The sequence below is a fragment of the Mesorhizobium sp. B3-1-6 genome (assembly GCF_006439555.1).
GTDB lineage: Bacteria > Pseudomonadota > Alphaproteobacteria > Rhizobiales > Rhizobiaceae > Mesorhizobium.
The window spans coordinates 37,540-60,250 of sequence record NZ_VFTM01000019.1; the positions used below are offsets into that span (position 1 = coordinate 37,540).

21 protein-coding genes and 1 pseudogene are annotated in these 22,711 nt (G+C 64.4%); 7 read left to right on the forward strand and 15 right to left on the reverse strand.

Features of this window, described 5'->3' with window-relative positions; translation table 11 throughout:
* Positions 1–161 precede the first annotated feature (161 nt).
* A complete protein-coding gene (gene leuA, locus FJ414_RS17940) occupies positions 162–1,901 on the reverse strand; it encodes a 2-isopropylmalate synthase (RefSeq protein WP_140645690.1) in 1,740 nt (579 codons plus the stop codon).
* Positions 1,902–2,331: 430 nt separating this feature from the next.
* Here leuA and FJ414_RS17950 point away from each other — a divergent pair, with 430 nt between their 5' ends.
* The 3 genes from FJ414_RS17950 to FJ414_RS17960 are packed head-to-tail and all read left to right on the forward strand — an operon-like array spanning position 2,332 to position 4,593.
* Entirely contained in the window at positions 2,332–3,498 is a 1,167-nt protein-coding gene (locus FJ414_RS17950) for an ATP-grasp domain-containing protein (protein ID WP_140645692.1), read from the forward strand.
* 4 nt (positions 3,499–3,502) lie between these two features.
* Entirely contained in the window at positions 3,503–4,279 is a 777-nt protein-coding gene (locus tag FJ414_RS17955; RefSeq protein WP_140645693.1) for an alpha/beta hydrolase-fold protein, read from the forward strand.
* A complete protein-coding gene (locus tag FJ414_RS17960; RefSeq protein WP_140645694.1) occupies positions 4,279–4,593 on the forward strand; it encodes a nuclear transport factor 2 family protein in 315 nt (104 codons plus the stop codon). Before FJ414_RS17955 ends, FJ414_RS17960 begins: the two co-directional genes overlap by 1 nt.
* A 63-nt stretch (positions 4,594–4,656) precedes the next feature.
* On the opposite strand, the gene FJ414_RS17965 is transcribed toward FJ414_RS17960, so the two are convergent.
* The gene (locus FJ414_RS17965) at positions 4,657–6,192 is read right to left on the reverse strand and encodes an MFS transporter (protein WP_140645695.1); all 1,536 of its coding nucleotides are present in this window, start codon (positions 6,190–6,192) and stop codon (positions 4,657–4,659) included.
* Between the two features lie 144 nt (positions 6,193–6,336).
* Between FJ414_RS17965 and FJ414_RS17970 the strand changes: the two genes are divergently transcribed.
* Positions 6,337–7,248 carry a LysR family transcriptional regulator gene (locus FJ414_RS17970; protein ID WP_140645696.1) on the forward strand — a complete coding sequence of 304 codons (912 nt, stop codon included), beginning with the start codon at positions 6,337–6,339 and terminating at the stop codon, positions 7,246–7,248.
* Here FJ414_RS17970 and FJ414_RS17975 read toward each other — a convergent pair.
* The 5 genes from FJ414_RS17975 to FJ414_RS18000 all read right to left on the reverse strand — a co-directional run bounded on the left by FJ414_RS17975 (position 7,242) and on the right by FJ414_RS18000 (position 10,293).
* The gene (locus FJ414_RS17975; RefSeq protein ID WP_140645775.1) at positions 7,242–7,991 is read right to left on the reverse strand and encodes an SDR family NAD(P)-dependent oxidoreductase; all 750 of its coding nucleotides are present in this window, start codon (positions 7,989–7,991) and stop codon (positions 7,242–7,244) included. The two genes, FJ414_RS17970 and FJ414_RS17975, sit on opposite strands and share 7 nt — an antisense overlap.
* A gap of 380 nt (positions 7,992–8,371) precedes the next feature.
* Positions 8,372–8,617, reverse strand: coding sequence for a type II toxin-antitoxin system Phd/YefM family antitoxin (locus FJ414_RS17985; protein WP_140645697.1), 246 nt, complete (start codon positions 8,615–8,617; stop codon positions 8,372–8,374).
* Between the two features lie 35 nt (positions 8,618–8,652).
* Positions 8,653–8,964, reverse strand: coding sequence for a putative quinol monooxygenase (locus tag FJ414_RS17990; RefSeq protein WP_140645698.1), 312 nt, complete (start codon positions 8,962–8,964; stop codon positions 8,653–8,655).
* Between the two features lie 52 nt (positions 8,965–9,016).
* Entirely contained in the window at positions 9,017–9,790 is a 774-nt protein-coding gene (locus FJ414_RS17995; protein ID WP_181181651.1) for an SDR family oxidoreductase, read from the reverse strand.
* Between the two features lie 68 nt (positions 9,791–9,858).
* Positions 9,859–10,293 (reverse strand): DsrE family protein, encoded by a 435-nt coding sequence (locus tag FJ414_RS18000; protein WP_140645700.1) that lies wholly within the window; start codon positions 10,291–10,293, stop codon positions 9,859–9,861.
* Positions 10,294–10,391: 98 nt separating this feature from the next.
* On the opposite strand from FJ414_RS18000, the gene FJ414_RS18005 reads away from it, so the two are divergent.
* Positions 10,392–11,492, forward strand: a complete 1,101-nt coding sequence (locus tag FJ414_RS18005) for a hypothetical protein (protein ID WP_140645701.1) — start codon at positions 10,392–10,394, stop codon at positions 11,490–11,492.
* A 151-nt stretch (positions 11,493–11,643) separates the two neighbouring features.
* Here FJ414_RS18005 and FJ414_RS18010 read toward each other — a convergent pair whose 3' ends face one another.
* The 6 genes from FJ414_RS18010 to FJ414_RS18035 form a co-directional block, all read right to left on the reverse strand.
* A complete protein-coding gene (locus tag FJ414_RS18010) occupies positions 11,644–12,591 on the reverse strand; it encodes a cation diffusion facilitator family transporter (RefSeq protein WP_140645702.1) in 948 nt (315 codons plus the stop codon).
* A gap of 5 nt (positions 12,592–12,596) precedes the next feature.
* A complete protein-coding gene (locus tag FJ414_RS18015; protein ID WP_140645703.1) occupies positions 12,597–14,786 on the reverse strand; it encodes an anthranilate synthase in 2,190 nt (729 codons plus the stop codon).
* Between the two features lie 236 nt (positions 14,787–15,022).
* Positions 15,023–16,078: a succinylglutamate desuccinylase/aspartoacylase family protein gene (locus tag FJ414_RS18020; protein ID WP_140645704.1), complete on the reverse strand. Its 1,056-nt coding sequence runs from the start codon at positions 16,076–16,078 to the stop codon at positions 15,023–15,025.
* A 205-nt stretch (positions 16,079–16,283) separates the two neighbouring features.
* Positions 16,284–17,456: an MFS transporter gene (locus tag FJ414_RS18025; protein ID WP_140645705.1), complete on the reverse strand. Its 1,173-nt coding sequence runs from the start codon at positions 17,454–17,456 to the stop codon at positions 16,284–16,286.
* 185 nt (positions 17,457–17,641) lie between these two features.
* Positions 17,642–19,018 carry an FAD-containing oxidoreductase gene (locus FJ414_RS18030; protein WP_140645706.1) on the reverse strand — a complete coding sequence of 459 codons (1,377 nt, stop codon included), beginning with the start codon at positions 19,016–19,018 and terminating at the stop codon, positions 17,642–17,644.
* Positions 19,015–19,476, reverse strand: coding sequence for a DUF4126 domain-containing protein (locus FJ414_RS18035; RefSeq protein WP_140645707.1), 462 nt, complete (start codon positions 19,474–19,476; stop codon positions 19,015–19,017). The genes FJ414_RS18030 and FJ414_RS18035 overlap by 4 nt, the downstream gene beginning before the upstream one ends.
* Positions 19,477–19,622: 146 nt before the next feature.
* On the opposite strand from FJ414_RS18035, the gene FJ414_RS18040 reads away from it, so the two are divergent.
* On the forward strand, positions 19,623–20,180 hold the full coding sequence (locus FJ414_RS18040; protein ID WP_140645708.1) for a sugar O-acetyltransferase: 558 nt from the start codon (positions 19,623–19,625) through the stop codon (positions 20,178–20,180).
* Positions 20,181–20,214: 34 nt separating this feature from the next.
* On the opposite strand, the gene FJ414_RS18045 is transcribed toward FJ414_RS18040, so the two are convergent.
* Both FJ414_RS18045 and FJ414_RS18050 read right to left on the reverse strand, forming a co-directional pair.
* Positions 20,215–21,594, reverse strand: coding sequence for an ATP-binding protein (locus tag FJ414_RS18045; protein WP_140645709.1), 1,380 nt, complete (start codon positions 21,592–21,594; stop codon positions 20,215–20,217).
* Positions 21,591–22,248: pseudogene (locus tag FJ414_RS18050) on the reverse strand (response regulator transcription factor). Before FJ414_RS18050 ends, FJ414_RS18045 begins: the two are co-directional and overlap by 4 nt.
* A 189-nt stretch (positions 22,249–22,437) precedes the next feature.
* Between FJ414_RS18050 and FJ414_RS18055 the strand changes: the two are divergent.
* A complete protein-coding gene (locus FJ414_RS18055) occupies positions 22,438–22,710 on the forward strand; it encodes a PepSY domain-containing protein (RefSeq protein WP_140645710.1) in 273 nt (90 codons plus the stop codon).
* The last annotated feature ends 1 nt before the right edge of the window (position 22,711 follow it).

Genomic DNA, 22,711 nt, shown 5'->3' on the forward strand with positions numbered 1-22,711 from the left:
GGATGCTTCTATTATGCTTTCGCGTAAGCCACCGGAAATTCCCCCGCAGGTTAACGAATGGCAGCTTTCGCATCTGTGTCTGAAGCGTGGCGCAATTGGAATGCGCCACGCTTGAACAGATCTACCCGGTCAAGCCTGCCGCCGAGCCTGATCGTTTCGCATCATCTGCTCGAGCCGCCGATGATCCGGTTGGCGGCCGAAACAACGGCCTCCAGCGACGCGGCTACGATGTTGGTGTTGATGCCGGCGCCGAACAGCTTGCCGCCCGGATACTCCATCTCGACATAGGAGATCGCCGAGGCGTTGGAGCCGCGCTGCAAGGAATGCTCGGAATAGTCGAGCACCGACATGTCGATGCCGACATGGCGCGAAAGCGCATCGACAAAGCCGTCGATTGGGCCGGTGCCCGAGCCGGTGATGGTGACTTCCTTGCCGTTGTCGAGGATCTCCGCCTCAACGATACGCCGGCCCTTCACCTCGGTGTCAGGGAAGGTGCGATGGTCGAGGAACTTCAGGCGCGCGCCGGGCTGGTCGACATAGGTTTCGAGGAAGCGTTCGTGGATGCGCTTGGCCGGAACTTCCTTGCCTTCCGCATCGGTGATCGCCTGGATCGCCTGGCTGAACTCGATTTGCAGATTGCGCGGCAAATTGAGGCCGTAATCGGCCTGCAGCACATAGGCGATGCCGCCCTTGCCCGACTGCGAATTGATGCGGATGATCGCCTCGTAGGTACGGCCGACATCGGCCGGATCGATCGGCAGATAGGGCACTTCCCAGATCGGCGTGTTGGCCTTCTTCAGCGCCTTCATGCCCTTGTTGATGGCATCCTGGTGCGAGCCGGAGAAAGCCGTGTAGACCAGTTCGCCGACATAAGGGTGGCGCTCCGGGATCTTCAGCTGGTTCGAATACTCGTAGACATCCTTCATCCGGTTGATGTCGGAGCAGTCGAGCTCCGGGTCGACGCCCTGGGTGAACATGTTGAGCGCCAGCGTGACGATGTCGACATTGCCGGTGCGCTCGCCATTGCCGAACAGCGTGCCTTCGACGCGGTCGGCGCCAGCCATCAGGCCGAGCTCGGTGGTGGCGATGCCGGTGCCGCGGTCATTATGCGGGTGCAGCGAGACGATCAGGTTCTCGCGGTTGTCGAGATTGCGGCACATCCACTCGATGCGGTCGGCATAGACGTTGGGCGTCGACATCTCGACCGTCGAGGGCAGGTTGATGATGAGCTTGTTGTCGGCCGTCGGCTTCACGATCTCGGTGACGGCGTTGCAGATTTCCAGCGCGACCTCGAGCTCGGTGCCGGTGAAGCTTTCGGGCGAATATTCGAAGCGGTAGCCGCCGCCGGCCTTGGCCGCCATGTCGGTGATCATCTTGGCGGCGTCGGTGGCGATGCGCTTGATGCCGGCGACGTCCTTCTCGAAGACGACGCGGCGCTGCAGCTCGCTGGTCGAATTGTAGAAATGCACGATCGGGCGGTGCGCGCCTTTGAGCGCCTCGAAGGTTCGCGTGATCAGCTCGGGCCGGCACTGCACCAGCACTTGGAGCGATACATCGCGCGGCACGCCGCCTTCCTCGATGCACCAGCGGGCGAAGTCGAAGTCGGTCTGCGAGGCCGAGGGGAAACCGATCTCGATTTCCTTGAAGCCCATGTCGAGCAGCATGGCGAACATGCGCGCCTTACGTTCGTGGCCCATCGGATCGATCAGCGCCTGGTTGCCGTCGCGCAGGTCGACCGAGCACCAGATCGGCGCCTTGTCGATCACCTTGTTCGGCCAGGTGCGGTCGGTCAGGCCGACCGTCGGGTAAGATTGGTATTTGCGTGCTGCATCCGGCATGTGGCCGGCCGCGCGCTTCCCGGCTTCAGCCTCGCCGGCGCGGATTTCTTCTCGTGCGTTCATCGTCTCTTCTCCGGGCGGCTCGCGTTCGCCTTGGGCGGATTGATGGCGAGCGTCGCCTCTACCAGAATTTCATTCGCTTGATCATGATTTTGCCAAGGAGCATGCGCCTGAGGCGGCGGGTACCGACCGCCGGGCGCTCCTTCAGCGAACCCGGCGATCGCCGATAAGGCCGAGAAGAAGCAGGGTCGAAGCGAGCGCGCGCGCGGTCTCGCCGGCGAAGCCGGTGCGAGAGGAAGCGACGGAGCGGGCGCGCATGGTCATGGCGGCTCTCTTACAGGAGCGGCCCGGCGGAGGCAAGCGGGACGCATGGCCGAGTGCGCCTTGACTGATAACGCTGCCGCTGCGGGTGCTCTTCCCCGCGCCTCGCAAATGCGCCAGACTTGGCTTCGAAGGCTTCGCTACCGAGCGAAGCTTCGGGGAGGGGTCGCCCATGAATTTCGTGTTCTTCTCGCCGCATTTCCCGGCCAATGGCGCCGAGTTCTGCGACCGGCTGAAGAAAGCCGGCGCCACCGTGCTCGGCATCGGCGATGCGCCTTACGAGACCTTGAACGGCAAGCTGAAGGCGGCGCTTTCGGAATATTACCGCATCGCCGACATGGAAAATTACGATGCCGTGTTCCGGGCGATGGGGCATTTCATCCACAAATGGGGCCGCATCGACCGCTTCGAGTCGCTCAACGAGCATTGGCTCGAACTCGAAGCCAACATCCGAACCGACTTCAACATCTTCGGCACCAAGGTCGATTTCGTGAAGAATTTGAAGCGGAAGAGCCGCATGCGCGCCTTCTTCCGCAAGAGCGGCGTCGAGACCATTCCGCAGCGCAAATGCTCCGACCGCGCCGGCGCCATGACCTTCATCCGCCGTGTCGGCTACCCGGTGGTGGTCAAGCCGGATTCGGGCTCCGGCGCTTCCAACACCTTCAAGATCTCCAACGCCAAGGAGCTCGACCAGTTCTTCAGGGACAAGCCGGAGGGCGTCACTTTCGTCATGGAGCAGTTCATCGAAGGGTTGGTGGTGACCTTCGACGGGCTGGTCAACCGCGACGGCGAGGTGGTGCTGGCGGCCAGTCACCGCTACGACCAGAGCATCATGGATGCGGTCAACAAGGACCGCCACATGAGCTACACCTGCTTCCCCGAAATCACCCCGGCGGTCGAGGAGGCGGGGCGCAAGATCCTGAAAGCGTTCGACGTGCGCGAGCGCTTCTTCCACATCGAGCTGTTCGAAACCAGGGACAAGCGCATCATCGCGCTCGAGGTCAACATGCGCCCGCCCGGCGCCTGGATGACGGACGCCATCAACTACACGTTCGACATCGACGTCTATGCCGCCTGGGCCGACATGGTGGTCAAGGATGCCGCCGGCGGCCCTTACAAGGGCAAGTATTTCACCGCCTATGCCAGCCGCAAACGCCATATCGACTATTTGCACAGCCATGCGGACGTGCTAGCCGCCCACGGCGACAAGATCGTCCACCACCAGGCCATCGAAGAGGTCTTCAGCCGCGCCATGGGCAATTACGCCTACCAGATGCGTTCGAAGGATCCGAAGGCGCTGCGCCAGGCGGTCGACTATATCCACGCGGAAAAGGCCTGAGCCGATGGACGTCTCCTATCACAAGGGCCATGCCCGCAATCTCGGCCGCGACATGGAATACAAGCGCTATGGCCATGCCGGGCGCCCGGTGGTGGTGTTTCCGACCTCGCAGGGGCGGTTCTACCAGTTCGAGGATTCCGGCGGCGTCGGCGCGCTCGCCGAGTTCATCGACACCGGCCGCATCCAGCTGTTCACGCTCGACGGCATCGATTCGGAATCCTTCTTCAACGAGCATGCCGACGCGGCGCATCGCATCGCCCGCCACGAGGCCTATTTCCGCTATGTGCGCGAGGAAGCGCTGCCGGAGTTGCAGGCGGTCGCCGCCAAGTCCAATGGCGGCCGCGCCTTGAAGCCGCTGCTTTGCGGCTGCTCGATGGGCGGCTACCACTCATCCAATTTCGTGTTCCGCTTCCCGGAGCTGGCGAGCGGCGTGATCTCGCTGTCCGGCGTCTATTCGGCCCGCGATTTCTTCGGCCGGACGCTTGAAGGCAACATCTATTTCAACTCGCCGCTCGACTATCTGCCCGGCATCGTCGACCAGAAGCTGCTCGGGCGGTTGCGGGCGCTCAGGCTGATCTTCTGCTGTGGGCAGGGCGCCTGGGAAGAGCGCATGCTGGTCGAGACGCGCGAACTGGAACAGGTGCTGCGCGACAAATCCATCCCGGCCTGGGTCGACTATTGGGGCGGCGACGTCAGCCACGACTGGCCGTGGTGGCACAAGCAGCTTGTCTATTTCTTCGGGCGCTGGCTGGATGACGACCTCATGCACAGGTTGGACTGATGACCACGCCCGACGCGATACGCCGCTTTGTCGAAGCCACCAATGCTGGCGATACCGAAGCCTTTCTGGCCGCATTTACCGACGATGCTTTCCTGAGCGACTGGGGTCGCGATTTCCGTGGCCGCGACGGGATCGCGCGGTGGAACCAGTCGGACAATATCGGCGTGCAGTCCAACCTTCGCATCGTGCGCGTCGCGCAGCGCGACGGCGTCTACCATGCCCGCGTCGCCGTGATGGGCAACGGCTTCAATGGCGAGGGCGACATGGCCTTCACGCTGGACGGCGACCGGATCGCAAGCCTGGTTATCAGCTGAGGCCGGACGGGCCGTGGGGCGGTCGGCGGAGAAGGCCGGAAGAGCGCGCCCGGCCTGGTGACGTCAGCCTTCCTGGCGGGCAGGGATAGGAGCGACGTCTTGTTCCGGCGCCGATCCGCGACGCAGGCCGAGAAAGACGACGACGGCGGTTAGCGCGGTGATGGTCGCCAGCACGACGAGCAGCCGGTCGAAGGCCGTCTCGTAGGCTTGAACCAGGGCACTGGCGTCGGCCAAGTGCAGATGTTGCACCGTTCCCACGATGTTGCCGGTAACCAGAAGTTGCGCCGCCGCGGCCGCTTCGGCGGGCGAGGCCAGCCCTTGAGCGCCGAGCCGCGCGGCCGTGAAACCGGACAAGGTCGCCATGACGATCGCCAGCGCCACGCCCTCGCAGGCGAGGCGGGTGGTGTTGAAGATGCCGACCGCCATGCCGGCGCGCTCCTTCGGCACGACGCTGACGGCAAGTCCGTCCATCAGCCCCCAGGGCAAGGCGATGCCGATGCCGATCAGGATCAGCGGAGCCACCAGCGCGCTGTCCGCCGCGGGCACCCGGCTGAGCCAGACAAGGCCGGTCGCGGCGACGAGCAGGCCAGCACCGCAGATCGTCGCCGGAGCGATCCAGCGCGCCGCCTGGCCGGCCAGCAGCGGCAAGATCAGCAGCGGCCCGGAGAGGCAGATCATCAATTGCCCCGCCTTGATCTCGCTCATCCCCTCGACGCCGATGAAGCGGATCGGCAGGAGCACGAGCAGGACGACGAAGGCATAGGCGGGTGCCGCGGCCAGGAACTGGACGCCGACGAAACGCGGGAAGCGAAACAGCGTCAGGTCCAGCATCGGCCGGCGCACGCGCCGCTCGACAATGACGAAGGCGGCAAAGAAGATGGCGGCCACGCCGAGAAGCGCGACAACGAAGGGATTGGCCCAGCCGCTCTGCGGCGCCTGCAGCACGCCATAGGTCAGCGCGGCAAGCGCGACGGTAAAGGTGCCGGCTCCCGCCCAGTCGAGTCCGGTTGCGTCAGGGTCGCGCGATTCGACGACGGTGCGCAGGCCTAGTGCGGCGGCAGCAATCGCAAGCGTCGCCACGAGAAGAAAGATCGCGCGCCAGCCGAATGTATCGATGAGCAGGCCGGAGGCGACTGGGCCGAAGGCGAGCCCGATGCCGAAGCTGGTACCGAGGAAACTGAAGGCGCGCAGCCGCAATTGCCCATCGAATTCCTGAGCAAGCGCAGAGGCGCCGCCGGCGAAGGCGGCAGCGCCGCCAATGCCTTGCAGGGCTCTGAACATGTCGAACCGAACGATGTCCGGCGCCAGCATGCAGCTCAGCGCGGCAAGCACATAGGTCGCGAGGCCGACGAGGAAGATCCGCTTGCGGCCATGGTTGTCGGCCAATGCCCCGGCAGCCATCAAGCCGGCGCCGAAGGTCAGCATGAATGCATTGGTCACCCAGTTGAGTTCGATCGGACTGCCGCCGAGATCGGCGGCAATGCGGGACAGCGCCACGGCAGGGCCGGTGAAGCTCAACGGCATCGTCATGGCTGCGAGGCAAACCGATAGCAACACGAGCCATTTGCCGGCCGGGCCGGTTCTGGTCATCAAAGTCATGGATTTTCCTATCTGTGGCGGGCTTGCCGGCGTGCCCCTGACTGGCGGCGCCGATCGTAACGACAAGATAGGGCGGTGACATTTCCGGCAAAATAGTATTAGATCTCCAGTCATCCCGGAATGAAACGCTCGAATAGGTTTGTCGTGGATCGTCTCAACGGCCTTCTGGCTTTCACCCGCACTGCCGAGCTAGGCAGTTTCGTCACCGCCGGACGGGCGCTCGGCATCTCCGCCTCTGCCGTCGGCAAGAGCGTCGCCCGGCTCGAGCAGGAGCTTGGCGTGCGGCTGCTGCAGCGCAGCACGCGGCGCATCGGCCTGACCGAGGAGGGCAAGCTGTTCAACGAGCGGGTGCGCCGCATCCTCGACGACATGGAAGACGCGGAGGCGATGCTGTCGCGCACACGCGAGACGCCGCATGGCCGGCTACGCATCTCGACGCCGATCGTCACCTATCACCTGCTGTTGCCGGTGCTGTCGGAGTTCATGGCCCGCTATCCCGAAATCGAACTCGACATCGATTTCAACGATCGCATCGTCGACGTCATCGACGAAGGTATCGACGTCGCGATCCGCAGCGGCGAGTTGCCCGACTCACGATTGGTGTCGAGGCCGGTCGCGCCCTTTCGCATGCTTCTGTATGCGGCCGCTTCCTATCTCGACCGGCATGGCACGCCCCGCACGCCCGCGGATCTCACGGCGCATTTCGGCATACATTTCCGCTTTCTCAACAGCGGCAGGCCGCTCGACTGGCCGTTCATCACCGGGAGCGCCGCGCCGCAGATCCGTTCGATGCTGACCTGCAACAATATGGAGGCGTTGAAGGGCGCGACGCTTGCCGGTCTCGGCATCGCCTGCATGCCCGATTTCCTGGTGCGGGAGGCGCTGCATGAGGGAAAGCTGCGCACCGTGCTTGAAGACGATGTCGACGGCCGCGGCCAGTTCCGCATGCTGTGGCCGTCCAATCGCCACCTCTCGCCGAAGGTCCGCGTCTTCGTCGATTTTCTGCCCGAACGGCTTGCTGCAGGCGGGACGAGAGCCCGCGGCGATGATCAGTAGGTCGTGCGTCCGCCGGAGAGGTCGAAAGTCGCGCCGGTGGTGAAGGAGTTCTCGTCCGACAGCATGAAGACGATCATGGCGGCCGCCTCTTCGACCTCGACGAAGCGGCCGCGCGGCACTTTACCGAGCATATAGGCGACCTGGGCCTCGGTGAGTTGCTCCAGAATGCGGGTGCGAGCGGGCGAGGGGGTCAGCGCGTTGACGGCGATGTCGTGTCCGGCGAGCTCCTTGCCGAGCGACTTGGTCAGCGCCAGCACGCCGGCTTTTGCAGCGGAATAAGCGGCGGCATTGGGATTGCCTTCCTTGCCGGCCACCGAGGAAATGTTGACGATGCGGCCGTAATTGCGCGCGATCATGCCGGGCACGAGGCGCTTGCAGCAATAGAAGACGCCGTTGAGATCGATATCGACGATCTGGCGCCATGCGGCGGGATCGTAGTCCACCACCGTCGCCGCCGGCCCGGCAATGCCGGCATTGTTGACCAGGAGATCGACGGGGCCGAGCGTCCGCTCGGTCTCAGTGGCGGCGCGGTCGACGGCCTCGATCTGCGACTGGTCGCAAAGGATGGCCTCGACGCGGCCGAGCGAAGCGAGTTCGGCGGCCTTGGCCATCGCGGCCTGGTCGACGTCCCAGATGGCGACACCGGCGCCCGACGACAGCAGGCGTCGCGCGACCGCAAGGCCGATGCCTTGCGCGCCGCCCGTCACCACGGCGATGCGGCCGGACAGATCGACGGCGTTCAAACGGCGGTTCATCGGCAATTCCCCTGCTTCTTTAGAGCAATTCAGCATCCCGACAGGATTGCCGACCTGCTCCAATTTTCTGTTTTTACGCAATTCCGGACGGAAAGCCGCTGAGCATTTTTCCTGGAATTCCTTTGGCATTGGATAGCCCGGATCAGGCCCCGACGTTTCGCGCCACCAGTCTGGCTACGCTTGGCCCAATGAGCAGCACGACCAGGAAGCGCGCCGACTGCAAGGCCATGACGAAGGAGATTCCGCGCCATGCGCTCCAGAAGCGCCACGTCCGAGGGCGCTCTGGTGAGGAGTCCACCTTTTGGTCTTAGACCCGGAGCCGGGAATGCGAACCCCCGTGGCACCTTGTTGGCAGGGCCGCAACACCCTCACTTGTCCATGCCAAACAACGCTTCGATCTCTTCGCCACCCATGCGATCGAAACTTTCGGGGCTGGAAAACTGGCCAGCCATAAAGCCCACACGCCGTATCTGTGCAGCGGTAGGTTGACCGATAGGCACGACCTTGACCAACGGCTTGCCTGCCTTGGTGATGATAAACGGCTCACCTCCGGCGGCCTGGTCTACCAGACGTGATAAATTAGTCTTTGCATGGTGGATGCTCACGGTCCGCATTAGGTGCTCCAACAAACGATAGAGCTGTTCCCCAGTCAGCCGGCCTTTTCCGGCGCGGGAAGTCCAAAGCCGCCGACCGGGTTGGTCTCGACCTGGAACTCGAAGCCGGCGATAAAGGGACGCGCCTTGGCGATCGCGGCCTGGACTTCCGGCAATTGCAGCGAGGCCTTGTGGCTCGCCTGGTCGGTCCACACTTCGGTGACCCAGATCGCGTCGGCATCGACCGGATCGATGGCGATGATGTAGCTCAGGCAACCGGGGAGAGCGCCGGTGCTTTCGCGCAGCACGTCCATGACCGCATCGCGCTGGCCGCGCGCCGCCCGCATCTTGCCGATCAGTCCGTACATGCCTTTGCTCTCCCTCCAGGTTGCGCGCTGCACCGAGTATGCAGTCGACCGCTCACGGCATCAACTGGCCACCATTGACCTCGATCACCTGACCGATGATGTAGCCGCTCAACAGGTCGGACGACAGGAACAGATAGGCGCCGACGCAATCCTCAGGCGTTCCGGCGCGGCCCTGCGGTATGGTGGCGACCATCGCCTTGATCTGCTCGGCGTTCGAATAGCGTTCGTGGAAGGGCGTCAGGATCGTGCCCGGCGCCACGGCGTTGACGCGGATGCCAAAGCCGATCAACTCCTTGGCCATGCCGCGCGTCACGTTGGAGACGAAGGCTTTGGACGAACCATAGAGGCCTGCGCCGCCGCCGGCGCCGTTGCGGGCGGCGATCGAAGTGGTGTTGATGATGAAGCCGCCCTGGCGCTTCAGCCACGGTATCGCCTTGCGCGAGGCGGTCAGGACAGAGCGCGCATTGAGGTCCATGACCGCGTCGTACTGCGCCTCGTCCTGATCGGCATAAGCGACGCGGCCGAGCATGCCACCGGCATTGTTGACCAGGCCGTCGAGCCGGCCGAAATGGTTTGCGCTCTCCTCGACGACACGCTCGACGTCGGCAGGTTTCGAAAAGTCGCCCTGGACCAGAAACACCTCGCCGCCATCGTCGCGGATGGATCCGGCCACGGTTTCGGCGGGCGCTAGGCTCGCGTTGTAATGCAGCGCCACGCGGCATTTCTGCGCCGCGTAAGCACGGGCAAGGGCCGCGCCGATGCCGGTCGAAGCGCCGGTGACCAGCACCGCCTTGCCGGCTAGATCGGGGATGGCAAGTGTCGTCATGTCGGCTGGCCTCCGGGCTGCCATCCTTCGTAGGCCATTGTCGGCCTGGCCTTCAAGTCCGCGCGCATTCAGGGCCTGAGATAGACATAGCCCTGGTGCTGCAACTCGGCGAGCCTCACGACGCCGCCCTTCTCGGCAAGCTCGAAGCCCGCCAGCAGGTCGGTCAGTGTGATATCCATGCCGTGCAAGGTGTTGCCGCAGGCTTGCGGGACAAGTCCCTGCTGGACCAGGCCGGCGAAGCGGCTGGAAACAGCGCCGGAAGCGCTCTTGGACTTGAAGGCGGCCAGAGCCGGACCGTGCACCACAAGCACGATGTCGACATTGCCGCCGGTGCCTTCATAGTGGTTCTTGATGTTGCCGAGGACGAAGTTGACCTTGTCCGCGTCGCTGAGGTGATAGGCGACTTTCAGCCGCCCCTCAGGTGTTGCCGCATTTGCCCGGCTCAGGCCGAACAGGCCCGTGGCGCCTGCGAGACCGGCACGAAAAATGTCACGGCGCAGCATCGTGTCCTCCTTTCGCCCGCCCGCTCGCGCGATTTTGCGTGGTCCAGGCGGCACGCCTAGACTAGCATATCCCGGCCCTGTCGGTGGAGGAGGATCACATGACATCGAGGACCATGGTGGCGAGGACCATGGCGGGCGTGGCGCTTTGCGCCGCCCTTGCCGCTTTTGCCAGCGCGGCGCGCGCCGAACAGCCGCCCAAGCTTCCCGAGCTCAGCCCGACCGGCGCCGACGCCTGCTTCGGCCGCGTCTACGACGCCGCCCATCTCAAGGCGCATCCGCATCAGAAGGTGGCGCGCATCTTCTTCCTCTACGGCCATGACCCGGTGAGCCGGCCGAACGAAGAACCCGCCGCCAACCAGGATACTTCCTATAACGGCTTCCTCACCACCACGGTGCGCGGCGCCAAGAAGCCGGAATGGGCAAGCAGCTGGTGCAACAAGGAGGATCCAAGCGACAAGGCGAGCGGCATCCGCTGCGGCATGGATTGCGACCGCACACTGGCTTCGCTGAAAGTCGACGACAAGGGAAAGCTGCTTCTGTCCGGCTTGTCGCAAGACGTCTATCTCGATCCGGATTCGGAAGAACAGCTCGGCAAAGCGGAATACAACAAGCAGGCGCTGGGCAGCGAGGATGATAATTTCAAACTGGATCCGATGCCGGCCGACAGCTGCAAGGCGGAGTTCGCGCGCATCGATCCGATCGACCCGGCGCTTGGCGATCCGCTGCGCGTGCGGCTGAAACCCGATCAGCCCTTCTGCTTCGGGCGTGACTACGACGATGCGCATCTGAAGTCGCATCCCAACCAGCTGACGCAATCGATCCGCGTCTTCCGCGGACCCGTCGAGCTTGCCTCCTTCGCCGCCGGCGGCGATGCCGCGAACTGGCCCGATGGCGCCGATATCGCCGTTTCGGTGACGACGAGGCAGAAAGGGAAAAAGGTCACGCAGACCTATTCCTGCCAGGGCGAGGCCGACCAATGGCGCTGCTCGGCCAGCTCGAAGATGAGCGACTTTTCCTGCGACATCTCGCAGAAGGAGATTTTCCTCAAGCGCGGCGCCAACGGCACGATGATGGTCGCGAACCCCAACAATGCGGTGGCGGTCCTCGATCTCTGCTCGAAGGCGGCGAACGGCAAGACCAGGTCCGACGACAAGGTGTATCGGCTGCAGCCACTGCCACAGTCGGCCTGCGCGCCGTAAGGCCTGCCGATATTCAGGTGAGGCCGGCCTGCGAACGGTGGCTTCCTGCGCTTCCGGTGCTCACGTACTTTTAAGTACGCTCCGCGCCGGTTCTCAGAAGCCATCGTTCTCGACTCGGCCTGACCTGAATCTCGACAGGCCTTGGTTAGCGCTAAGCGAAAGGCACCGCCGTGGTGCCTTTCGGCAGCTTCGCCTCGTCGTCCGGCTCGACATGGATGGTGACGCGCACCGAGGGGATTTCGGCTTTCAGCGCATCCTCGATGCGGTCGCAGATGACATGGCTGGCGCCGACCGTCATGTCGGCGTCGACGACGAGGTGGAACTCGATGAAGGTGGCGCGCCCGGCTATGCGCGTCTTGAGATCATGGACCTCGAGCGCGCCCTTCGAATTGGCCGAGATGATGTCGCGGATCTGCATGTGCTCGTGGTTGTCGACTGCGCGGTCCATCAGCCCGTTCATCGAGGAGCCGATGACATGCCAGCCCTGCCACAGGATGTTGAGCGCGACGATGATGGCAAGCGCCGGATCGAGGATCTGCCAGCCGGTGAGCACGGCGCCGACAAGACCGCCGAACACGCCGACGGATGTCACCACATCGGTCATGATGTGCTGGCCGTCGGCGACGAGAGCCGGCGACTTCGCGTTCCGGCCGGTGCGGATCAGCGTCCAGGCCCAGATCGCATTGATGACCGTCGCGACGCCGTTGACCGCAAGGCCTTCCCAGGGCTGTTCGAGCGGGGCCGGATGCTGCCAGGACTGCCAGACCTCGTTGAGGATCAGCAGCGCCGCGACGACGATCAGCACGCCTTCCAGCACCGCTGAAAGATACTCGGCCTTGTGGTGGCCGAAGGGATGGTCCTGATCGGGGGGCTTGTAGCTGACCTGGATCGCCCAGAAGGCGGCGGCCGAGGCAATCACGTTGACGATCGATTCCAGCGCGTCGGAATAGAGCGCGACGGAGCCGGTGATGTACCAGGCGGCAAGCTTCAAGACCAGCACGACGCAGGCGACGACGATCGACCAGAAGGCAAGCCTGGCGACCTTCTCCCGGGTCGCGGCTTTCGCCGCGGCCGCTGTCGTGTCCAGCGTTTGCGCCATCTTTTCTAAGCGGCCTTTTCCTTGGCCTTGCGCGGCAGATGCGCGACGATGTTCTCGATGATGCGCATGCCGGCATTGTGACCGAGCGTCATGATCGATTCCGGATGGAACTGCACCGCCGCGATCGGCTCCCTGCGGTGCTCGAAAGCCATGATGACGCCGTCCTCGGTCTCGGCGGTGACCACGAAACCGTCGGGCAGGCGCACCGGGTCGGCGAAGATCGAGTGGTAGCGGCCGACGGTCACTTCCTTTGGCAGTCCGGAGAAGATGATGCCGGGCTTCGAGACGCGGATGCGCGACGGCTTGCCATGCATGGGGATGTGCAACTGCCGCAACTCGCCGCCATAGGCCTCGGCCAGTGCCTGCAGGCCGAGACAGACGCCGAAGATCGGCAGGTCGCGGCTGCGCGCCTTCTTGATGGTGGCGGCGCAGTCGAAATCCTTCGGCGTGCCCGGTCCGGGCGACAGCACGACGAGATCGGGCTTGAGCCGCTCGAAGACCTCTTCGGGCACCGGCGAGCGCACCGTGGAGACATTGGCGCCGGTCTGCCGAAAGTAGTTGGCCAAGGTGTGGACGAAACTGTCCTCATGGTCGACCAGCAGGATGTTGACGCCGTCGCCGACGCGCGCGGTGGTGCGCTCGGTTCCGGTGGCGTTGCCGGTCTTGGCGTCGCGGATGGCGGAGAGCATGGCGGATGCCTTCAGTTCGGTTTCGGCTTCTTCTTCCTCGGGCACGCTGTCGAAAAGCAGCGTGGCGCCGGCGCGCACCTCGGCGATGCCGTCCTTGATGCGGATGGTGCGCAAGGTCAGTCCGGTGTTCATGTCGCCGTTGAAGTTGACCATGCCGATGGCGCCGCCATACCAGGCGCGCGGGCTCTTCTCGTTCTGCTCGATGAAGCGCATGGCCCACAGCTTTGGCGCGCCGGTGACGGTGACGGCCCAGGCGTGAGAGAGAAACGCGTCGAAGGCGTCCATGCCTTCGCGCAGCCGCCCCTCGATATGGTCGACGGTGTGGATCAGGCGCGAATACATCTCGATCTGGCGGCGACCGATGACGCGCACCGAGCCCGGCTCGCAGACGCGCGACTTGTCATTGCGGTCGACGTCCGAGCACATGGTGAGCTCGGACTCATCCTTCTTCGAGTTGAGCAGCTTCAGGATCTGCTCGCTATCGGAAATGGCGTCGTCGCCGCGCTTGATTGTGCCCGAGATCGGGCAGGTTTCGACGCGGCGGCCGTTGACGCGCACGAACATTTCCGGCGAGGCGCCTATCAGATATTCGTTTTCGCCGAGATTGATGAAGAAGGAATAGGGCGAGGGGTTGATCGACTTCAGCTTGCGCGAGATGTCTGAAGGCTGGGTCTCGCAGCGCTCGTAGAACATCTGTCCAGGCACGACCTCGAACAGGTCGCCGCGCTTGAAGCTCTCCATGGCGCGCCGCACCAGGTTGGCGTATTCGCCCGGCTCGTGGTCGCCGCGCGGCGGGATGCGGTCGGCGGTCTTGAACGGCTCGGCATTGGCGTCGCGCGGCAGGCCCTCGGTCGAGAAGCCTTCGCCGGAATAGTCATAGCGGTCGGTCCAGGCCTTGGTCGAATAATGGTCGACGACCAGGATCTCGTCAGGCAGGAACAGCACGAGATCGCGCTGGCTTTCCTTGCGCTCGAGCTTGTAGTCGACCGGGTCGAACTGGAAGGCCAGGTCGTAGCCGAAGGCGCCGTAAAGGCCGAGATTGGCGTCCTCGGTGGTCTTGAACAGCGCAGTGATGGCGCGAAGCACGGTGAAGACCGACGGAACGCGGCTGCGCTCCTCCTCGGTGAAGACGCGGCCGGGTTTCGCCACATCGAGACGAATGAGCGTCTTCGAGGTCTCGGAGATCGTCACTTCGCTCAAGCTGGCAAGCGCCTTGCCGATCACGGGCAACAGCGCTTCGCCGCGCTTGTTCAGCGCTTCGATGCGCATCGTGCGGCCCCGCGCGGAGATGACCAGCGGCGGATCGATGATGGCCGTATCCCAGCGCGTGTAGCGGCCCGGATATTCGTAGTTGGAGGAAAACACAGCGCCGCGGCGAGAATTCAGGCCATCGACATAGGCATCGATCGCGCCTTCATAGGGCTTGTCGTGGCGTTCGCGGGTGATCGTCACGCCGCCCGCGGTGACGAAACGCTCCGCCCCGTTGTCCAGAACTTTAGTCGTCATTGCCGTCTCCATCAGCGTTTTGGGCAACGGACCCGGGAATGGCTTTAAAAAACAAATGGCCGCCCGGACATTCCGTTGCGGCCACCCTCTACTTTCACGCGCACACGCACGAACAGGCCGCTGTCAGCGAGCCCACCACCAAACGGTCTTGTTCGAACGCATGTTCATGGCGACTCCCATAGCGGCGAATGGAGGTCCATGCAACTGGATTTCACGCCGATGCCGAACGCGCGGCCTCAGTCTTCCAGCGTGCCGGAGCGCGCGTCGCTGCTCCTGGCGTCGCCGGCGAGCTTCAAAAGATCCTCGCCGGCGCGGATGATGCGGCGCGAGCGGCGGGTGAGGATGAAGCCCGATTGCGGGGCAAACACTTCCGTGCGGCCGCCGGCCTCGCCGGGCGCATGGACGATCGTCGCCAACCTGGCGCCTTTCTTGACGCGGTCGCCGGGCTTGACGTCGTAAAGGATCGCGCCGGCCCTGGGCGAAGGCATCATGTCGATGTTTTCCAGCGGTACGACCGGTCCGGAAAATTTCTCGAATTTCGGCACGGATGAATCCTGAACGACACCGCGCGTCACCAGCAGTCGGTAGAGTCCCGCGGCATCAGAAGCAGCGAGCGCGGCGTCGACATCGAGTATGCCGCGATATTCGACCGTGGTGACGGCGCGGCGGTCGAAGCGCGCGACGCTCGCTGGCACGTTCTGATAGGGCATGATCGAGGCGCCTTCGAAGGTGCCGGTGTTGTCCTCACTCCACAGCAGGACGGCTTCGGCGCCCATGGCGGCCGCGCAGTCGGCCATATGCGGCCACAGGCTGGTGTGGATGTAGAGATAGGCAAGGCCTTCGTCGTCGCAGTGGAGGTCAAGGACGATGTCGTTGCCGAGGGAGAGCTGGACGAGCCGGTTCTTCAGCCGGCGATCGGCGCCGCCGAGGCTGACATCGGGCAACAGCCTGGCGTCGGGCGCGGCAAGCAACGGAAAGGAGCGGTTGAAGTTGGTCCGGGTGCCGAGATTGAAGCGGCCCTGATGCTCGCCGAAATGATATTGCGCGCGGCCGATCGGATTGGCCCAGGGCACGATGGTGATCGGACCCTTGATGCGGCCCTCGGCCTCCGCCTTGGCCAGCATGGGCATCAGCGCGTCGATGGCGACGACGCCCGGCAGCTCGCCGGCATGCAGCGCCGCCTGCAGATAGGCGGAAGGAGCCGCCTTGTCCTTGCCCTCGAAGCGCAGGACCGGAAATTCGTAAACGACACCCTCGCTGTCGCCGGCGATGCGCTCGATTGTCTTCTGCATGGGACACCTCCGCGTGAAGAGGTTTCACCCATGCATTTTTGCGATCGGGCTGTCGAGTGGTCCAGCCGTGCCGTGCTGTCGGGGCAGGGTGGCTACGGCGAAGACGCCGAGCCTTGCTACGGCGAAGACGCCGAGCCTTGCTACGGCGAAGACGCCGAGCTGCTACGGCGAAGACGCCGAGCTGCTAGGGCGAAGACGCCGAGCCTTATTCAGCCGGTTGTGGCTGCAGGACCGTGCGGCGGTCGAGCGCCTGCGACAGCACGGCCACGGCGACGGCCAGAAGCGCGAGCCCCGCGCCCACCAGCGGCAGGCTGGCGTAGGATACGCCCCAGGAGATGGCGAGGCCGCCGATCCAGGCGCCGCCGGCATTGCCGACATTGAAGGCGCCCTGGTTGAGCGTGGCGGCAAGGTTCGGTCCTTCGGCAGCCGCTTCGACGACGCGTATCTGCAAAGGCGGCACGACGATGAAGATCAGCATGCCCCACAGGAAGACGATGGCGACAGCCACGCTTGCGATGGCGCCGAGCTCGGTAAAGACGACGAAGAGCAGGGCCATGGCGAGCAGCGTGGCGATCACCGTCGGCATCAGCTTCCAGTCCGCCAGCCTGCCGCCGATGATGTTGCCGATGGTCATGCCGGCGCCGAAGAGTAGCAGCACCCAGGTGACGGTCGCCGTCGACAGGCCGGAGACGTCGGTGAGGTAAGGCTTGATGTAGGTGAATACGGCGAACAGGCTGGCGGAGGCGAGCGAGGCGATCAGCATCGCCAGCCAGACCTGCAGCTTGCCGAGCACGCGCAGTTCGCCGACCAGACCGCCGCCGCTGGGCTCGGCGACATCCGACGGCACCAGCCAGGCGATGGCCGCGACCGAGATGAGGCCGATGCCGACGACGGCGAGGAAAGTGGCGCGCCAGCCGAAGGCTTCGCCGAGCGCCGTGCCGGCGGGAACGCCGAGGATGTTGGATAGCGTCAGGCCGGCAAACATCAGCGCGATGGCGCTCGCCCGCTTGTTGCGCGGCACGAGGCTCGCTGCAACGACGGAGCCGATGCCGAAGAAGGCGCCGTGGCCGAAAGCGGTGAAGACGCGCGCCGCCATCAGCAGCCAGTAGTTGGGCGCGATGGCGCAGAAGAGATTGCCGATGACGAAGAGCGTGGCGAGGCCGACAAGCACCGGTTTGCGTGGCAGGCGGGCGGTTGCCATGGCGACGATCGGCGCGCCGAAGACGACGCCCAGCGCATAGCCGGTTACCAGAAGGCCAGCGGACGGGATCGAGACGCCGAGGTCGGCCGCGACTTCCGGCAGCAGGCCCATGATGACGAATTCGGTGGTGCCGATGCAAAAGGATGCAATGGCGAGCGCTAGGATCGGCAGCGGCATGGGATGTCCGGACTGAATCGGTTCAAAATTTAGACTGGGGCTGGATATGCCCGGCGCACAAGCGCCATTGTTGCAACGCAGCAATGCAGAAACGGAAGAGCGCCCGGCTGGGCTCAGAGACCTTTGTTTCACGGCTGCGGCGAAGTCGCCGAGCCTGACCGCTGCGCACTTTTCCTGGACTTGCTCTAAGCCAGCGGCTTCAGCTCCTGGGCAATGGTCGGCAGCAGCTCCGAGACGGTGGGGTGGATGTGCATGGCGCGCGCCAGCGTCGAGATCGGTGCCTTGGCATACATGAGGTCGAGCACACAGTGGATAGCCTCGTCGCCGCCCGGTCCGAGCACCGAGCAGCCGAGGATTTCGCCGGTGTCGGCATCGGCCAAGATCTTCATGAAGCCTTGCGTCTCGCCTTTTTCGACAGCGCGGCCGACACGCGTCATCGGCCGCTGTCCGACCAGCGCGCGGCGGCCGGATTTCTTCACGGCGGCTTCCGTCATGCCGCAGCGCCCAAGCGGCGGATCGATATAGAGCGCATAGGCTTCGATGCGGTCGCTGACCTTGCGCGGATCGTTGTCGAGCAGGTTGGCGGCGACGATCTCGAAGTCGTTGTAGGAGGTATGGGTGAAGGCGCCCCTGCCGTTGCAGTCGCCCATCGCCCAGATGCCGGGCACATTGGTGCGCAACTGGTCGTCGACGACGACGAAGCCGCGCTGATCGACCGCGACGCCGGCCTTGTCGAGGCCGAGATCGTCGGTGTTCGGAACGCGCCCCAGTGCCAGCAGCACATGCGAGCCGATGGCCGGCGGCTTGTCGGCGGAGAAGGTGACGGCGATGTCGCTGCCTTGTTTGGCGAAGCTTATATCGCCGGCGCCGACATGGACGTCGATGCCTTCGTTTTCGAGGATGGACAGGATGGCCGCGGACGTGTCCTCGTCCTCGCGGCCGGTCAGCCGCGGCGCCTTCTCGATCACTGTGACCTCGGAGCCGAAGCGGCGGAACATCTGCGCGAATTCGAGCGAGATGTAGCTGCCGCCGACGACGATCAGATGGCTGGGCAGCACATCGAGGTCCATCATCGAGGCATTGGTGAGATAGGGTACGTCGTTGACGCCGGGCAGGTTGGGCACCGAGGCGCGGCCGCCGGTGTTGAGGAAGATCTTTGGCGCCGTGAGCAACTCATCGCCGACGCGCACAGTGTCGGCGGATTCGAAACGCGCATGGCCGCGATAGAGCGTGCAGCCCTTCATGCCGGCGATCCATTTTTCGAGATTGCCGCGGGCGTCGTTGGTGACCTTGTCCTTGCGCGCCTTGATCCGCTCGTAATCCACGCCGACGGGGCCCGAGAGCGCGACACCGTAGTCGGCGGCGCGGCGGGCGAGATGCGCGGCATAGGCGCTCGCCACCATCGTCTTGGTCGGCATGCAGCCGGTGTTGACGCAGGTGCCGCCGATGAACTTGCGCTCGACCAGCGCGACCTTCATGCCGGCGGCCTCGAGCCGGCCGACAAGCGGCGGGCCGGCCTGGCCGGCGCCGATGACGATGGCGTCGAAGCTTTTTGCGCTCATGCGACCGCCGCCACGATGAGCAGCCCGCCGATGATCGCCACCGCGTCCTCGATGAAGGCGGCGGGCGGATCCTTGCCGAAGGCGGCGGCCAGCCGGCCGCGCGCTTCGGCGCCGCCCAGCGTGCCGATCACCGCGCCGATCGCGCCCGCGACCAGGCCGCCGATGGTGGCGCTGGCGGTCGCGCCGATGACTGCGCCGCAGAAGGCGCCGACGACGATGCGGGTGCCGAATTGCTGCGGCACTTTCCGGCTCGGTGTCGACGGCAGCTGATCGGTGACCAGCTCAACGATTGCCAGGATGGTGAAGATGCCGACGGCAATCCAGTGACCCATGAAGCTCGCCCAGGTGCCTGCGACCGGGAGCCAGCCGAGATAGGAACCCCAGGCGACGGCGGCGGGCGCGGTCATGGCGCGCAGGCCGGCAATGACGCCTATCAGCAGTGCAAGAATGTAAAGCATGATCGCCCCCCTCAAAGAGACCCTCGTACAGTCTCGCAACGGCAGGCTAGCATAAGCCAAGCGTTTGGCTACGGGGCTTTTGTCAGACGATCGATTATGCTTTGGCGATTATGCTTTGGCAGCAGACGAAACCTGGAGGTGCCACCATGACGACAAGCGAACGCATGAAGATGGCGGCGGGCGAATGGTACACCTGCATCGACGATGAGCTGGAGACGTTGCGCGTTGCCGCGCGCGATGCGGTGTTCGAGCACAACGGCCTGCCGCCCCGGCGGCGCGGCAATATCGCTCCGGCCTTGCGGGCGCTGCTCGGCGGCGCGGGCGAGGGGGCTCGCATCGAGGCGCCGTTCCATTGCGCCTATGGCTTCAACCTGTTCCTCGGCGATGGCGTCTTCCTCAATGCCGCCTGCACCATCCTGGACACCGCGCCGGTGCGCATCGGCAAGGGATCGCTGCTTGGGCCCAATGTGCAGATCTACTGCGCCGAGCATCATCGCGAGGCCTCCGGCCGGCTGGCCGGACTGGAGATCGCCAGGCCCGTGACGATCGGCGACAATGCCTGGATCGGCGGCAGCGCGGTCACCCTCGCCGGCGTCAGCATAGGCGAGGGCGCCATCGTTGGCGCGGGTGCGGTGGTGACGCGCGACGTGCCGGCGAACACCACCGTCGTCGGCAACCCGGCGCGAGGCGTTGCGCCTCGCTGAGCGCACTGCGGTTCGAGCGTTCCGGTATGCTGTTCTATGCGCTTCCTGACGGAAAACCGTCGCGCAGGGTTCTTGGAATTGCTGTGGCGCAAGCAAACCGGATCGTCGCTTCGAAACCGTCTTCGCGGCCCGATGCCGGCGAATTCAGGCTCAGTGCCGCGCCAATCTGCTGTAGGATCTTGCTGACGATCGCCAGGCCGAGACCCGAGCCGCCAGAAGGCGTCGTTCCGCGTTCGAAGCGTCTCAGCAGCTTGTCGGGCGCCGGCACGACGGGACCTTCATTGATCACGCTCAACCCCGCGCTGTCGTCGACCCGTATCACCACCGTTCGACCCTGGGCGCCGTGTCGAAGGGCGTTTTCGATCAGGTTGCGCGTCACGATCGCCAGCGCGTCGGGATCGATGGCCACCTCCACCGTGCCTTTTGACGGCCTTTCGAGGCTCAACCGGGATTTGTTCTCGGCATGCTGTTCGAAATCCGCCACCACAAGCGCAACCACTGCGCCCAGATCAGCCGATTTTCCGGCGGCAATTCCGGCATCGGCGCGCGCCAGTTGCATGAGTTTCTCCGAAAGGTTGGACAGGCTGACGAGCGCCGCCTTGATCTGTCGCGGGCGCTTCATACCCGCATCGTCGGTTGCCTCGGCGATCATCCGCTCGGCCTGGGCCAACGCTCCGGCGATCGGAGTGCGCAGTTCGTGGGCGGCGTTGGCGGTGAATTCCTTTTCGGCTTCCATTGCCATGTGGAGCCGCCGCATCAGCCTGTTGACCGACTTGGCGATTGCCGCAAGCTCGACGGGGAGATGCTCGGTGTCGATCGCGGCGAGATTGTCGCCATCGCGGGCGCTGATGTCGGCACGCAGCTTTCCGATCGGGCGCATGAACCGTGTCAGGGTCAGCCAGGCAAGTATCGCGCTGAGCGGTGTCAGGGCAATCATCGGCACGAGGAAGCCGGCGGCGGCTTCCAACGTCTCTTCGTTGCGGCGCTCGTCGCTCTCGGCGACCTGGACGAACAAGGTGCCGCTTACCGCCGGCTCGGTGTAGACGCGCCATCCCGCCTCTTGCGAGAAGCCTCGCGTGAGCCCGGTCGTCAGCGGAGTGGCTGGCGCGCCGTGGGAATGGAGCATTATCCGACCCTGGCTGTCCCGCACCTGGTAGATCAGCCGTTGGCCATCTTCTTGCGAGACGGCCTCCGCCAGTTCGCGCGGAGGCTGAAGCGTTTCGCGTCCAAAGAGGTCGTCAATGACGAGCGGCAGCAACCTGCGGGCCGCCTCCTGCATCGAATTGTCCATGGCCTCGTTGATTTCGCGATGAAGCGTGAAGGTTCCGGTGGCGGCTGCCACAACTCCAAACATGACGGTTACGATGATCAACGAGGCGACCAGCCGTCCGACAAGGCTGAATCGCCAGCTCATCGGGCCACTAGGCGATAGCCCAGCCCCCTCACGGTCGAGATCACGTCGCGGCCGAGTTTTCTGCGCAGGCGGCTCACATAGACCTCGACGGTATTGCTCTCCACCTCGGCGCCAAAAGCGTAAAGCGCGTCCTCTACCTGACCCTTGCTGACCGTGACGCCTGGCCGGCCGAGAAATTGTTCCAGCACGGTCCATTCGCGGGCGGTCAACTGGATCTCCTTGCCGCCGACCAGCACGCGGCGATGGGCAGTGTCGACCTCGACCGGCCCGATCCCGATGAGCGGGTTGGGATTCCCGACATAGCGGCGCCACCGCCGCCAGGCGGGCGGACAATTCGCCCAGATCGAATGGCTTGACCAGATAATCGTCCGCACCGGAATTCAAGCCGTCTATCCTGTCCGAGAGCTGATCGCGAGCGGTGAGGATTATGACCGGAGTGCGGTGGCCGTCGCGGCGGAAAACCTTGAGGAATTCCAGGCCCTTGCCGTCCGGCAAATGCAGATCGAGCAGCATCAGCTGATACGTCACGACACGCAAATGCTCACGGGCTTCCTCAAATGTGCCGCTCCAATCGACGGCATGGCCATCGGCGGCCACGTGGTCGCGCACGGCTTCACCCAGCACGCGATCATCCTCGATCAACAGAACACGCACGCCGCCTCCGCAGCCTAACCATCCGTCCCATGCAGAACGATACTGACAGTAGCCTGAACGCCAGTCCCATCAATCGGCGCGTCTGCTCTCCAAGTGCGGCATTTGCAAGAACCGGCCGGCGTTCAGGCTGCTGTCAGCTTTCGGTCGCAGGTTTTTCGGCATCGGAATCAACCGATGGAGAAAACCGATATGAGAACAATCGTCCTGACCGCGCTGGCGCTGGCGCTGGGCCTGGCCGGGCCTGCCTTCGCAGCAGACCGATGCAACGTGCCGACCGACCAGTGGCAGCCGCGCGAGGCATTGCAGAAGAAGCTGGAAGGAGAGGGCTGGAAGGTCCGCAGCATCAAGACCGAAAACGGCTGCTACGAAGCCAAGGCGGTCGACGCCAGCGGCAAGAGGCTGGAAGGCGTGTTCAATCCCAAGACGCTGGAGTCGGTCGGCGCCGATTCCGACGACGGTTGAT

What these genes read in the sequence shown, in the direction of transcription:
- leuA (WP_140645690.1), bottom strand. Translation starts at nt 1,901, where the DNA reads ATGAACGCACGAGAAGAAATCCGCGCCGGCGAGGCTGAAGCCGGGAAG.
- FJ414_RS18010 (WP_140645702.1), bottom strand. Translation starts at nt 12,591, where the DNA reads ATGGCGCAAACGCTGGACACGACAGCGGCCGCGGCGAAAGCCGCGACC.
- FJ414_RS17990 (WP_140645698.1), bottom strand. Translation starts at nt 8,964, where the DNA reads ATGTACGGACTGATCGGCAAGATGCGGGCGGCGCGCGGCCAGCGCGAT.
- FJ414_RS17995 (WP_181181651.1), bottom strand. Translation starts at nt 9,790, where the DNA reads ATGACGACACTTGCCATCCCCGATCTAGCCGGCAAGGCGGTGCTGGTC.
- FJ414_RS18000 (WP_140645700.1), bottom strand. Translation starts at nt 10,293, where the DNA reads ATGCTGCGCCGTGACATTTTTCGTGCCGGTCTCGCAGGCGCCACGGGC.
- FJ414_RS18035 (WP_140645707.1), bottom strand. Translation starts at nt 19,476, where the DNA reads ATGCTTTACATTCTTGCACTGCTGATAGGCGTCATTGCCGGCCTGCGC.
- FJ414_RS17950 (WP_140645692.1), top strand. Translation starts at nt 2,332, where the DNA reads ATGAATTTCGTGTTCTTCTCGCCGCATTTCCCGGCCAATGGCGCCGAG.
- FJ414_RS18040 (WP_140645708.1), top strand. Translation starts at nt 19,623, where the DNA reads ATGACGACAAGCGAACGCATGAAGATGGCGGCGGGCGAATGGTACACC.
- FJ414_RS18005 (WP_140645701.1), top strand. Translation starts at nt 10,392, where the DNA reads ATGACATCGAGGACCATGGTGGCGAGGACCATGGCGGGCGTGGCGCTT.
- FJ414_RS18055 (WP_140645710.1), top strand. Translation starts at nt 22,438, where the DNA reads ATGAGAACAATCGTCCTGACCGCGCTGGCGCTGGCGCTGGGCCTGGCC.
- FJ414_RS18045 (WP_140645709.1), bottom strand. Translation starts at nt 21,594, where the DNA reads ATGAGCTGGCGATTCAGCCTTGTCGGACGGCTGGTCGCCTCGTTGATC.
- FJ414_RS18025 (WP_140645705.1), bottom strand. Translation starts at nt 17,456, where the DNA reads ATGCCGCTGCCGATCCTAGCGCTCGCCATTGCATCCTTTTGCATCGGC.
- FJ414_RS17965 (WP_140645695.1), bottom strand. Translation starts at nt 6,192, where the DNA reads ATGACTTTGATGACCAGAACCGGCCCGGCCGGCAAATGGCTCGTGTTG.
- FJ414_RS17960 (WP_140645694.1), top strand. Translation starts at nt 4,279, where the DNA reads ATGACCACGCCCGACGCGATACGCCGCTTTGTCGAAGCCACCAATGCT.
- FJ414_RS18030 (WP_140645706.1), bottom strand. Translation starts at nt 19,018, where the DNA reads ATGAGCGCAAAAAGCTTCGACGCCATCGTCATCGGCGCCGGCCAGGCC.
- FJ414_RS17955 (WP_140645693.1), top strand. Translation starts at nt 3,503, where the DNA reads ATGGACGTCTCCTATCACAAGGGCCATGCCCGCAATCTCGGCCGCGAC.
- FJ414_RS18015 (WP_140645703.1), bottom strand. Translation starts at nt 14,786, where the DNA reads ATGACGACTAAAGTTCTGGACAACGGGGCGGAGCGTTTCGTCACCGCG.
- FJ414_RS18020 (WP_140645704.1), bottom strand. Translation starts at nt 16,078, where the DNA reads ATGCAGAAGACAATCGAGCGCATCGCCGGCGACAGCGAGGGTGTCGTT.
- FJ414_RS17985 (WP_140645697.1), bottom strand. Translation starts at nt 8,617, where the DNA reads ATGCGGACCGTGAGCATCCACCATGCAAAGACTAATTTATCACGTCTG.